Origin of the sequence: Streptomyces sp. MJM8645 (assembly GCF_001625365.1) — a bacterium.
Lineage (GTDB): Bacteria > Actinomycetota > Actinomycetes > Streptomycetales > Streptomycetaceae > Kitasatospora.
Genome location: NZ_LJJF01000001.1, coordinates 5152501 through 5164989 on the forward strand (window position 1 = coordinate 5152501; position 12489 = coordinate 5164989).

The window sequence follows — 12489 nt, forward strand, 5'->3', positions numbered from 1 at the left end:
TTCTAGGATGCCGGCCTCATCTGATGCGCTCTTCGGGGTGTTGAGGGTGTGTGACTGGTCGTTGTTTGAGAACTGCACAGTGGACGCGAGCATCTGTGGCCAAGTTTTTAAGGGCGCACGGTGGATGCCTTGGCACCAGGAACCGATGAAGGACGTGGGAGGCCACGATAGTCCCCGGGGAGCCGTCAACCAGGCTTTGATCCGGGGGTTTCCGAATGGGGAAACCCGGCAGTCGTCATGGGCTGTCACCCGCTGCTGAACACATAGGCAGTGTGGAGGGAACGCGGGGAAGTGAAACATCTCAGTACCCGCAGGAAGAGAAAACAACCGTGATTCCGGGAGTAGTGGCGAGCGAAACCGGATGAGGCTAAACCGTGATGGTGTGAGACCCGGCAGGGGTTGCCATCGCGGGGTCGTGGGATTTTTCTTGACCGGTCTGCCGGCCGGTCGGCGAGTCAGAAACCGTATGGGTAGTCGAAGGACATGCGAAAGGTCCGGCGTAGAGGGTAAGACCCCCGTAGACGAAATCTGTACGGCTCGTTTGAGAAACTCCCAAGTAGCACGGGGCCCGAGAAATCCCGTGTGAATCTGGCGGGACCACCCGCTAAGCCTAAATATTCCCTGGTGACCGATAGCGGATAGTACCGTGAGGGAATGGTGAAAAGTACCGCGGGAGCGGAGTGAAATAGTACCTGAAACCGTGTGCCTACAAGCCGTGGGAGCGTCGTTCATCAGCTTGCTGGTGGGCCGTGACTGCGTGCCTTTTGAAGAATGAGCCTGCGAGTTTGCGGTGTGTAGCGAGGTTAACCCGTGTGGGGTAGCCGTAGCGAAAGCGAGTCCGAATAGGGCGTCTGAGTTGCATGCCCAAGACCCGAAGCGGAGTGATCTAGCCATGGGCAGGTTGAAGCGCGGGTAAGACCGTGTGGAGGACCGAACCCACCAGGGTTGAAAACCTGGGGGATGACCTGTGGTTAGGGGTGAAAGGCCAATCAAACTCCGTGATAGCTGGTTCTCCCCGAAATGCATTTAGGTGCAGCGTCACGTGTTTCTTGCCGGAGGTAGAGCACTGGATAGGCGATGGGCCTTACCGGGTTACTGACCTTAGCCAAACTCCGAATGCCGGTAAGTGAGAGCGTGGCAGTGAGACTGTGGGGGATAAGCTCCATGGTCGAGAGGGAAACAGCCCAGAACACCGACTAAGGTCCCTAAGCGTGTGCTAAGTGGGAAAGGATGTGGAGTCGCAGAGACAACCAGGAGGTTGGCTTAGAAGCAGCCACCCTTGAAAGAGTGCGTAATAGCTCACTGGTCAAGTGATTCCGCGCCGACAATGTAGCGGGGCTCAAGCACATCACCGAAGTCGTGTCATTGCAGCATATAGGGCCAACGCCTGCTGTGATGGGTAGGGGAGCGTCGTGTGCCGGGTGAAGCGGCGGTGGAAACCAGTCGTGGACGGTATACGAGTGAGAATGCAGGCATGAGTAGCGATACAAGAGTGGGAAACTCTTGCGCCGATTGACCAAGGGTTCCTGGGTCAAGCTGATCTGCCCAGGGTAAGTCGGGACCTAAGGCGAGGCCGACAGGCGTAGTCGATGGACAACGGGTTGATATTCCCGTACCCGCTTTGAAGCGCCAACGCTGAACCAGGTGATGCTAAGGCCGTGAAGCCGGCCCGGAGTCTTCGGACAAAGGGACGTGGTGGAGCCGCTGAACCAAGTCTGTAGTAGGTGAGCGATGGGGTGACGCAGGAAGGTAGTCCAGCCCGGGCGGTGGTTGTCCCGGGGTAAGGGTGTAGGCCGAGTGATAGGCAAATCCGTCACTCATTGAGGCTGAGACCTGATGCCGAGCCGATTGTGGTGAAGTGGATGATCCTATGCTGTCGAGAAAAGCCTCTAGCGAGTTTCATGGCGGCCCGTACCCCAAACCGACTCAGGTGGTCAGGTAGAGAATACCGAGGCGTTCGGGTGAACTATGGTTAAGGAACTCGGCAAAATGCCCCCGTAACTTCGGGAGAAGGGGGGCCATTCCTGGTGACGGCACTTGCTGTCAGAGCTGGGGGTGGCCGCAGAGACCAGCGAGAAGCGACTGTTTACTAAAAACACAGGTCCGTGCGAAGCCGTAAGGCGATGTATACGGACTGACGCCTGCCCGGTGCTGGAACGTTAAGGGGACCGGTTAGCTTGGATTCGTCCAGGCGAAGCTGAGAACTTAAGCGCCAGTAAACGGCGGTGGTAACTATAACCATCCTAAGGTAGCGAAATTCCTTGTCGGGTAAGTTCCGACCTGCACGAATGGCGTAACGACTTCTCGACTGTCTCAACCATAGGCCCGGTGAAATTGCATTACGAGTAAAGATGCTCGTTTCGCGCAGCAGGACGGAAAGACCCCGGGACCTTTACTATAGCTTGATATTGGTGTTCGGTTCGGCTTGTGTAGGATAGGTGGGAGACTTTGAAGCAGCAACGCCAGTTGTTGTGGAGTCGTCGTTGAAATACCACTCTGGTCGTGCTGGATGTCTAACCTGGGTCCGTGATCCGGATCAGGGACAGTGTCTGGTGGGTAGTTTAACTGGGGCGGTTGCCTCCTAAAGAGTAACGGAGGCGCCCAAAGGTTCCCTCAGCCTGGTTGGCAATCAGGTGTTGAGTGTAAGTGCACAAGGGAGCTTGACTGTGAGACTGACGGGTCGAGCAGGTACGAAAGTAGGGACTAGTGATCCGGCGGTGGCTTGTGGAAGCGCCGTCGCTCAACGGATAAAAGGTACCCCGGGGATAACAGGCTGATCTTCCCCAAGAGTCCATATCGACGGGATGGTTTGGCACCTCGATGTCGGCTCGTCGCATCCTGGGGCTGGAGTAGGTCCCAAGGGTTGGGCTGTTCGCCCATTAAAGCGGTACGCGAGCTGGGTTTAGAACGTCGTGAGACAGTTCGGTCCCTATCCGCTGTGCGCGTAGGAGTGTTGAGAAGGGCTGTCCCTAGTACGAGAGGACCGGGACGGACGAACCTCTGGTGTGCCAGTTGTCCTGCCAAGGGCATGGCTGGTTGGCTACGTTCGGGAGGGATAACCGCTGAAAGCATCTAAGCGGGAAGCCTGCTTCGAGATGAGCACTCCCACCTCCTTGAGAGGGTAAGGCTCCCAGTAGACGACTGGGTTGATAGGCCGGATATGGAAGCCCTGTGAGGGGTGGAGTTGACCGGTACTAATAGGCCGAGGGCTTGTCCTCAGTTGCTCGCGTCCACTGTGTTGTTCTGAAACAACGACCCCAACCCGTTTGGCTACGGGGTTGGTGCGGTTGACAGTTTCATAGTGTTTCGGTGGTCATAGCGTGAGGGAAACGCCCGGTTACATTCCGAACCCGGAAGCTAAGCCTTACAGCGCCGATGGTACTGCAGGGGGGACCCTGTGGGAGAGTAGGACGCCGCCGAACAATCATTCACAGAGAACCCCCATCCGGGAAACCGGATGGGGGTTCTCTGCGTTTCCGGGGCTTTGGGACTTCAAGGTCTCAGAGCTGGGGAAGGCCTCAGAGCTGGAGTTTGAATCCGACGTGCGACGGGACGAAGCCGAGCTTCTCGTAGAAGCGGTGGGCGTCGGTGCGGGTCGCGTCGGAGGTGAGCTGGACGAGGTCGGCACCGAGTTCGCGGGAACGCTCGATCGCCCACTGGATCAGTTCGGTGCCGAGGCCGCTGCCCCGCTCGTCGGCGTGGATGCGGACGGCCTCGATGACGGTCCGGGTGGAGCCCTTCCGGGAGAGGCCGGGGATCACGGTCAGCTGCAGGGTGCCGACGGTCCGGCCGGCGCGCTCGGCGGCGACCAGGTGCTGGTGCGGGTCGCCGTCGACGCGGGCGAAGGCGGCACGGTACGGCGTGAGGTCGTCGGGGCTCTCGCGGGTGGCACCCAGGGCGTCGTCGGCGAGCAGGGCCACTATCGCCGGCAGGTCCTCCGCGGTGGCCCTGCGGATCGTCAGGTCAGTCATGATCAGAGGATAGGCGCGCCCTGTTTCCCGTACCCCCGCCGCCGCTGCCCGTAGAGCCCCCTCACGCCCCTTCTCGGGGGTGATCTGCCGTCACTCCCCGGGCTTGGCGCTGGTGATGACGGCGAAGACGGCGCCGTGCGGGTCGTGGAACTGGGCGAGGCGGCCTACGCCGTGGACGTCCATGGCGGGGATCCGCACGGTGGCCCCGAGCTTGTCGGCGATGGCGAGGCTGGCGTCCACGTTGGGGACCTCGAAGTAGGGGAGCCAGTGCGAGGTGGTGCCGCGGGCGGTCTGTTCGGGGCCGAGCTGCATGATGCCGCCGTGGGCGTCGTCGCTGCCGGCGCCGGCGGGGGTGAGGACGGTGTAGGAGGTGCCTTCGAGTGGCACGTCCTGTTCCTGCCAGCTGAAGACGGTCCGGTAGAAGGTCTTGGCGCGTTCGGCGTCGACGCTGTAGCACTCGGCCCAGCAGAGGCTGCCCTCCTCGTTGACGACCTCCAGGCCGCGGGTGTCGTGCGGCTGCCAGACGGCGAACTCGGCGCCGGTCGGGTCGGTGTAGCCGGCCATCCGGCCCGCGGTGAAGACGTCGAAGGGGGTGAACCGGACGTGCCCGCCGGCTTGTTCGACGAGTTCGGTGGTGCGGTCGGCGTCGAGGGTGGCGAAGTACAGCGTCCAGGCGGGCAGGGAGCCCTCCTCGGCGAGCGGGCCGAGGGCGGCGACCGTCCGGCCGTCGAGCTGGAAGAAGCCGTACCCGCCGGCTTCGGGGCCGGCCGGGTCGAAGGTCCAGCCGAACAGGGCGGTGTAGAAGTCGACGGAGGCCCGGGTGTCGGGACTGCCCAGGTCGAGCCAGTCGGGGGAGCCGGGGCGGAAGGCGGTGTTGAGCATGGGCACTGCTCCTCGGACGGGGCCCGGACGGGCGCGATCGTGCCCCCCTGCCCGTCCCAGCCTGGCACCTCGGCGGGGGCGCTGCACGGCAGGGGCCCGGGGGCGCTCCTGCCGCGGGGGCGGTCGGGCGCGGGTGCGGGCTTGTCGTGGCCGGGCGGTACGGTGCGTAACGAAAGGTCCACCCGTACTGGTCGAAGGGGGTCCCGGTGGCCAGGCAGGCGCAGTCGGGGCAGGAGGCGCCGCGCCAGCTCGCGCAGGTCGAGGGCGTGCTGGAGCGGATCACGTACGCCAACGAGGACACCGGTTACACGGTGGCCCGGGTGGACACCGGCCGGGGCGGGAACGACCTGCTGACGGTGGTGGGCGCGCTGCTGGGAGCCCAGGTGGGGGAGTCGCTGCGGCTGCACGGGCGGTGGGGCTCGCATCCGCAGTACGGGCGGCAGTTCACGGTGGAGAACTACACGACGGTGCTGCCGGCGACGGTGCAGGGCATCCAGCGGTACCTGGGTTCGGGGCTGATCAAGGGGATCGGTCCGCGGTTCGCCGAGCGGATCGTGGAGCGCTTCGGGGTGGACACCCTGGAGGTGATCGAGCACGAGCCGGGCCGGCTGATCGAGGTGCCGGGGCTGGGGCCGAAGCGGACGAAGAAGATCGCGGCGGCCTGGGAGGAGCAGAAGGCCATCAAGGAGGTGATGGTCTTCCTCCAGGGGGTCGGGGTGTCGACCTCGCTCGCGGTGCGGATCTACAAGCAGTACGGGGACGCCTCGATCGGGGTGGTGAGGAACGAGCCGTACCGGCTGGCGTCGGACGTGTGGGGGATCGGCTTCCTGACGGCGGACCGGATCGCCCAGGCGGTGGGGATCCCGCACGACAGCCCGGAGCGGGTGAAGGCGGGGCTGCAGTACGCGCTGTCGCAGAGCAGCGACCAGGGGCACTGCTACCTGCCGGAGGAGCGGCTGATCGCGGACGGCGTGAAGCTGCTGCAGGTGGACGTGGGCTTGGTGATCGACTGCCTGGCGGAGCTGGTCGCGGCGGAGGGGGTGGTGCGGGAGTCGGTGCCGGGGGAGGCGGGCGAGGCGATCACCGCGGTGTACCTGGTGCCGTTCCACCGGGCGGAGATCTCGCTGGCCAACCAGCTGCTGCGGTTGCTGCGTTCGGATTCCGACCGGATGCCGTGGTTCGGCGGGGTGGACTGGCCGGTGGCGTTGGAGTGGCTGGCCAAGCGTACCGGGGCCGATCTCGCGCCGGAGCAGGAGCAGGCGGTGCGGCTGGCGCTGACCGAGCGGGTTGCGGTGCTGACGGGTGGTCCGGGCTGCGGCAAGTCGTTCACGGTGAAGTCGATCGTGACGCTGGCGCTGGCCAAGCGGGCGAAGGTGGTGCTGGCGGCGCCGACCGGGCGGGCGGCGAAGCGGCTGGCGGAGCTGACCGGGGCGGAGGCCTCGACGGTGCACCGGCTGCTGGAGCTGAAACCGGGCGGGGACGCCGCGTACGACCGGGACCGGCCGCTGGACGCCGATCTGGTGGTGGTGGACGAGGCCTCGATGCTGGATCTGATCCTGGCGAACAAGCTGGTCAAGGCGGTGCCGCCGGGGGCGCACCTGCTGTTCGTGGGGGACGTGGACCAGCTGCCGTCGGTGGGCGCCGGCGAGGTGCTGCGGGATCTGCTGGCGGAGGGCGGCCCGATCCCGTCGGTGCGGCTGACCAGGATCTTCCGGCAGGCCCAGCAGTCGGGGGTGGTGACGAACGCGCACCGGATCAACGAGGGGCGGCCACCGCTGACGGACGGTCTGCCGGACTTCTTCCTGTTCGCGGAGGACGACGCGGAGTTGGCGGCCGGTCTGACGGTGGACGTGGTGGCGCGGCGGATCCCGCAGCGGTTCGGCTTCGACCCGCGGCGGGACGTCCAGGTGCTGGCGCCGATGCACCGGGGTCCGGCCGGGGCGGGGAACCTGAACACGCTGCTCCAGGGGGCGGTGACGCCGGCCCGGGAGGGGCTGGCGGAGCGGCGGTTCGGCGGGCGCACGTTCCGGGTGGGGGACAAGGTCACGCAGGTGCGCAACAACTACGACAAGGGGCGCAACGGGGTCTTCAACGGCACAGTGGGAGTGGTGACCGCCCTCAGCGTGGACGACCAGCGGTTGACGGTGCTCACCGACGAGGACGAGGAGGTGCCGTACGACTTCGACGAACTGGACGAGCTGGCCCACGCGTACGCGGTCACGATCCACCGCTCACAGGGGAGCGAGTACCCAGTGGTGGTGATTCCGGTCACCATGTCCGCTTGGACGATGCTCCAGCGAAACCTGCTCTACACCGCTGTGACCAGGGCAAGGAAACTGGTGGTACTGGTGGGGTCACGGAAGGCGATCGCCCAGGCCGTGCGGACCGTCAGTGCAGGTCGACGGCATGCGGCGCTCGATCATCGACTGGCAACTGGATGATTATCCAACAGGATGGTTGCCTCTAATGTTCTCTTGACGTGAAGAGATTTACGGCAGAGCCTAGGGTGGTGCCGATCTTGTCCGGTTCGTACCGGCTGCGGCAGCAGGTTTTGTAGGGGCGGGCCCTTTCGGGCCACCCCGGGTGCGCGGCTGTCCTCCAGATGGGGGATGGTAGAGACAGTCAGGGCACCTTGGAAGAGGATTCATTTCGTCGGTGAGGAAGACGTGAGCGACAACTCGGTAGTACTGCGGTACCAGGACGGCGAGTACGAGTACCCCGTCGTCGAGAGCACTGCGGGCAACGCCGGCTTCGACATCTCGAAGCTGCTCCCGCAGACCGGCCTGGTCACCCTGGACAACGGCTTCGGTAACACCGCCGCGTACAAGTCCGCGATCACCTTCGTGGACGGTGACAACGGCATCCTGCGGTACCGCGGCTACCCGATCGAGCAGCTCGCAGGGCAGGGCGGCTTCATCGAGACCGCGTACCTCCTGATCAACGGTGAGCTGCCCAACGCGGACCAGCTGGCCGAGTTCAACCGCGAGATCACCCAGCACACCCTGCTGCACGAGGACGTCAAGCGCTTCTTCCAGGGCTTCCCGCGGGACGCCCACCCGATGGCCATGCTGTCCTCGGTGGTCGGCGCGCTCTCCACGTTCTACCCGGAGAGCCACAACCCGTTCGACGCCGGCCAGCGCCACCTGTCGACCGTCCGCCTGCTCGCCAAGCTGCCGACGATCGCCGCCTACGCGTACAAGAAGGCGATGGGCCAGCCCTTCGTCTACCCGCGCAACGACCTGAGCTACGTCGAGAACCTCCTGCGGATGACCTTCGCCGTCCCCGCCGAGGACTACGAGCTCAACCCGGTGATCGTCAACGCCCTGGACAAGCTGCTCATCCTGCACGCGGACCACGAGCAGAACTGCTCGACCTCCACCGTGCGCCTGGTCGGCTCCAGCCACGCCAACCTGTTCGCCTCGATCTCGGCGGGCATCTCGGCGCTCTGGGGCCCGCTGCACGGCGGCGCCAACCAGGCCGTGCTGGAGATGCTGGAGAGCATCCAGAAGGACGGCGGCGACGTCGACGCGTTCATCACGAAGGTGAAGAACAAGGAAGCCGGCGTCAAGCTGATGGGCTTCGGCCACCGCGTCTACAAGGCCTTCGACCCGCGCGCCGCGCAGGTCAAGCTGCTCGCGCACGAGGTCCTCGGCCAGCTCGGCAAGAACGACGAGCTGCTGAACATCGCGCTCAAGCTGGAGGAGCACGCCCTCAAGGACGACTTCTTCATCTCGCGCAAGCTCTACCCGAACGTGGACTTCTACACCGGCCTGATCTACCGCGCCATGGGCTTCCCGACCAGCATGTTCACCGTGCTGTTCGCCCTCGGCCGGCTGCCGGGCTGGATCGCCCACTGGCACGAGATGATCAACGACCCGACCAGCCGGATCGGCCGTCCGCGCCAGATCTACACCGGCGTCGAGATCCGCGACTACGTCGCCCTCGGCGACCGCTGACGCTGCACCCGGAAGGGCCCGGTCGCCACTTGGCGGCCGGGCCCTTCCGCGTCCCCGTGCGGTGGGCCCGGGTGGGCGCCCGCGCGGGGGCGGAACCGTACGGCGCACGACTCCGGGGCCGGGCCGAAGCCGGGGACGGCCGCTCAAAGCGTCCCTGACCCGCCGCAACCCCGGCGTCGTGCGCGAAGGCCGTCAAGGTCGACGACCGTCCCGGGGCCCGCCGGAGCCCCGTCGGCGGCAGTCGGTGGAAGCGCGGGGACGCATTGCCGTTCGTCGCGTCCCCGCTCATCGGAAAACTGCCGCACTACCAACCTAAGACGTATCAGGGTGCGAGAAGTTACGCCCGGGGGGTGTGAGCTGCCTCTCGCCACGCTCCGTGTGCACCTCATGCCGAGCCCATATCACACGTTCCCGCGCGCGCGACGTCACCCTCCCCGCAGTCACGGCAACCGAGCGTGATAGGAATCGTGGCATTCCGGTACGGACCGTCCCGCACCCTCGCAGCGTGGCGGCGGAGCTGGGGAGGGAGTGCGCAGATGGCCAGGAACGTCGTTGTCACCGGCGGTGGCACGGGAATCGGGTACGAAGTCGCGCGGCGGTTCGCCGAGGCGGGCGAACGGGTCGTGATCGTGGGCCGCCGCCGCGCGGTCCTGGAGAAGGCCGCGGCGGACCTCGGGCCGAACGTCACCCCGCTGGTGTGCGATCTCGCCGACCCCGATGCCGTCGAGGCCGCGCTCGCCGAACTGCCCGAGCGGATCGACGTCCTGGTCAACAACGCCGGCAGCCGGGAGACCGTGATCGGCGCCGGGCCGCACGCCCTGCTGGCCCGCTGGCGCGGCGACTTCGAGCGCAACGTGCTGACCGTGGTGCTGCTCACCGAGTCGATCCGGGACCGGCTCACCCCCGGCGCCGGCCGGGTGGTCACCATCAGCTCGATCGCCGCCCTGCGCGGGGCCGGCTCGTTCGGCGCGGCGAAGGCCTCGCTGCACGCCTGGAACCACTTCCTGGCCGCCCAGTTGGGTACCTCCGGGATCACCGCCAACATCGTCGCGCCCGGGACGGTGGCCGGCACCGAGTTCTTCGGCCCCCGGCTGGACGAGGCCGAGGTCTCCCGCCGGGCGGCCCGCACCCTGCTGGGCCGGATCGGGGAGACCGGTGAGGTCGCGGCCGCGGTCTACTTCCTGGCCTCGCCCGAGGCCGGGTTCATCACCGGCGAGATCCTGCACTGCAACGGCGGCGAGCTGCTCGGGCGTTGACGCGGTGACGCGTTGACACGGTGGTGCTTTGGCGCGTTGACGCAGGGAAGGGCCCGGACCTGGCGGTCCGGGCCCTTCCGCGTCGCGCGGGCGGGTCAGGCGGGCTGGAAGCGGCGCAGCCGCAGGCTGTTGGTGACCACGAAGACCGAGGAGAAGGCCATCGCGGCGCCGGCGACCATCGGGTTGAGCAGCCCGGCGGCGGCCAGCGGGATCGCTGCCACGTTGTAGCCGAAGGCCCAGCACAGGTTGCCCTTGATGGTGCCGAGCGTGCGGCGGGAGAGCCGGATGGCGTCGGCCGCCGAGCGCAGGTCGCCGCGGACCAGGGTGAGGTCGCCGGCCTCGATCGCGGCGTCGGTGCCGGTGCCCATGGCCAGGCCCAGGTCGGCCTGGGCGAGGGCGGCCGCGTCGTTGACGCCGTCGCCGACCATCGCCACGACCTTGCCCTCGGCCTGGAGCCGCTTGACGGTCTCCACCTTGTCCTCGGGCAGCACCTCGGCGACCACGTCCGCCGGGGCGATGCCGACCTCGGCCGCGACGGCCTCGGCGACCGCCCGGTTGTCGCCGGTCAGCAGCACCGGACGCAGACCCAGCGCGCGCAGCCGGGCGATCGCCTCGGCGCTGGTCGGCCTGACCGCGTCCGCGACCTCCAGGACGGCCCGGGCCTCGCCGTCCCAGCCCACCGCGATCGCGGTCCGCCCGGCCGCCTCGGCCGCGGCCTTGGCGCGGGCCAGGACGGGCGGCAGGTGCTGGGCCCGGTCGGCGAGCAGGGCCTCGCGCCCGGCGACCACCGTCCGGCCCTCGACGACGCCCTGCACGCCCCGCCCGGGGAGGTTGCGGAAGTCCTCGACCGGCGGCAGCGCGCCGGTCCGCTCCGCGGCGGCGGTGGCGATGGCGGCGGCGATCGGGTGCTCGGAGGCGTGCTCCAGGGCGCCGGCCAGGCGCAGTGCCTCGGTCTCGTCGACGCCCTCGGCAGTGTGCACGGCGAGCAGGGCCATCCGGCCGGTCGTGACGGTGCCGGTCTTGTCCAGGACGACGGTGTCCACCCGGCGGGTGGTCTCCAGTACTTCGGGGCCCTTGATCAGGATGCCCAGTTGGGCGCCGCGGCCGGTGCCGACCATGAGCGCGGTCGGGGTGGCCAGGCCCAGGGCGCACGGGCAGGCGATGATCAGCACGGCCACGGCGGCGGTGAACGCCTCGGTGGGGCTGTCCGAGGCCAGGAGCCAGCCGACCAGGGTGGCGAGCGCGAGCAGGATGACGATCGGGACGAAGACGGCGGAGATCCGGTCGGCGAGGCGCTGGGCGGCGGCCTTGCCGTTCTGCGCGTCCTCGACCAGCCGGGCCATCCGGGACAGCTGGGTGTCCGCGCCGATCCGGGTGGCCTCGACCACCAGCCGGCCGCCGGCGTTGACGGTGGCGCCGGTGACCTGGTCGCCGACGCCGACCTCGACCGGTACGGACTCGCCGGTGAGCATCGAGGCGTCCACCGCCGATCCGCCCTCTACCACCACGCCGTCGGTGGCGATCTTCTCGCCCGGCCGCACCACGAACCGGTCGCCCACGGCCAGGCCGCCGACCGGGATCCGGACCTCGGCCCCGCCGCGCAGCACGGTGACGTCCTTGGCGCCGAGGTCGAGCAGGGCGTGCAGGGCGGCCCCGGCCCGGCGCTTGGAGCGGGCCTCCAGGTGGCGGCCGAGCAGGATCAGCACGGTGACGGCGGCGGCCGTCTCCAGGTAGAGGGTGGAGGAGGCGTCGGTGTCGCCGATCGCCAGTGAGAAGTCGTGGTGCATCCCGGGCAGGCCCGCGTGGCCCCAGAACAGTGCCCAGAACGACCAGCCGAAGGCGGCCAGGGTGCCGAGCGAGACCAGGGTGTCCATGGTCGCGGCGCCGTGCTTGAGGTTGGTCCAGGCGGCGCGGTGGAACGGCAGGCCGCCGTAGACCACGACCGGGCCGGTGAGGGCGAAGGCGAGCCACTGCCAGTTGGCGAACTGGAGGGCCGGGATCATCGACAGCATGACCACCGGGACGCTGAGGACGGCGCTGATCAGCAGCCGGTCGTACAGCGGGTCGGCGGTGTCGGTACCGGTACTGGCGTCGGCGCCGGTCGGGAGGGTGGGGGCCGGGGGCGGCGGGAGTTCGGCGGTGTAGCCGGTGCGCTCGACCGTGGCGATCAGGTCCTCGACCGTCACCCCGGGGCCGTAGTCGACCCGGGCCTTCTCGGTGGCGAGGTTGACGGTGGCCTCGACGCCGTCCATCCGGTTGAGCTTCTTCTCGATCCGGGTCGCGCAGGAGGCGCAGGTCATGCCGCCGATCGACAGCTCGACCCGGTCCCGGATCCCGGGGGTGCCCTGGACGCCGGGGGCGGTGGTGACCAGTTCGCTTCGCTCGCTCATGCGGATCGGCTCCTCGGCAGCTCCTCGGTGGGGG

6 protein-coding genes and 2 rRNA genes are annotated in these 12489 nt (G+C 67.5%); 5 read left to right on the forward strand and 3 right to left on the reverse strand.

The window, feature by feature from the left end; all coding sequences use genetic code 11:
• Positions 1–97: 97 nt before the first annotated feature.
• A 23S ribosomal RNA gene (locus A6F73_RS22185) occupies positions 98–3218 on the forward strand.
• Positions 3219–3305: 87 nt separating this feature from the next.
• Positions 3306–3422: ribosomal RNA gene (rrf, locus tag A6F73_RS22190) — 5S ribosomal RNA — on the forward strand.
• 96 nt (positions 3423–3518) lie between these two features.
• Here the strand turns inward: rrf and A6F73_RS22195 are convergent.
• Positions 3519–3971 (reverse strand): GNAT family N-acetyltransferase, encoded by a 453-nt coding sequence (locus A6F73_RS22195; RefSeq protein ID WP_063349389.1) that lies wholly within the window; start codon positions 3969–3971, stop codon positions 3519–3521.
• Positions 3972–4061: 90 nt separating this feature from the next.
• Complete coding sequence (locus A6F73_RS22200) at positions 4062–4853, reverse strand: VOC family protein (protein ID WP_063349390.1); 792 nt, start codon at positions 4851–4853, stop codon at positions 4062–4064.
• Between the two features lie 206 nt (positions 4854–5059).
• Between A6F73_RS22200 and A6F73_RS22205 the strand changes: the two genes are divergently transcribed.
• From A6F73_RS22205 to A6F73_RS22215, 3 genes are all read left to right on the forward strand, one after another.
• On the forward strand, positions 5060–7294 hold the full coding sequence (locus A6F73_RS22205; RefSeq protein WP_063349391.1) for an ATP-dependent RecD-like DNA helicase: 2235 nt from the start codon (positions 5060–5062) through the stop codon (positions 7292–7294).
• Positions 7295–7519: 225 nt separating this feature from the next.
• Positions 7520–8809 carry a citrate synthase gene (locus tag A6F73_RS22210; RefSeq protein ID WP_063349392.1) on the forward strand — a complete coding sequence of 430 codons (1290 nt, stop codon included), beginning with the start codon at positions 7520–7522 and terminating at the stop codon, positions 8807–8809.
• 536 nt (positions 8810–9345) lie between these two features.
• Positions 9346–10065, forward strand: a complete 720-nt coding sequence (locus tag A6F73_RS22215) for an SDR family oxidoreductase (protein WP_063349393.1) — start codon at positions 9346–9348, stop codon at positions 10063–10065.
• A gap of 95 nt (positions 10066–10160) precedes the next feature.
• On the opposite strand, the gene A6F73_RS22220 is transcribed toward A6F73_RS22215, so the two are convergent.
• Positions 10161–12455 carry a heavy metal translocating P-type ATPase gene (locus A6F73_RS22220; protein WP_079135888.1) on the reverse strand — a complete coding sequence of 765 codons (2295 nt, stop codon included), beginning with the start codon at positions 12453–12455 and terminating at the stop codon, positions 10161–10163.
• Positions 12456–12489 lie beyond the last annotated feature (34 nt).

Coding starts and splice junctions, on each gene's coding strand:
- A6F73_RS22220 (WP_079135888.1), bottom strand. CDS start 12,455: ATGAGCGAGCGAAGCGAACTGGTCACCACCGCCCCCGGCGTCCAGGGC.
- A6F73_RS22195 (WP_063349389.1), bottom strand. CDS start 3,971: ATGACTGACCTGACGATCCGCAGGGCCACCGCGGAGGACCTGCCGGCG.
- A6F73_RS22215 (WP_063349393.1), top strand. CDS start 9,346: ATGGCCAGGAACGTCGTTGTCACCGGCGGTGGCACGGGAATCGGGTAC.
- A6F73_RS22200 (WP_063349390.1), bottom strand. CDS start 4,853: ATGCTCAACACCGCCTTCCGCCCCGGCTCCCCCGACTGGCTCGACCTG.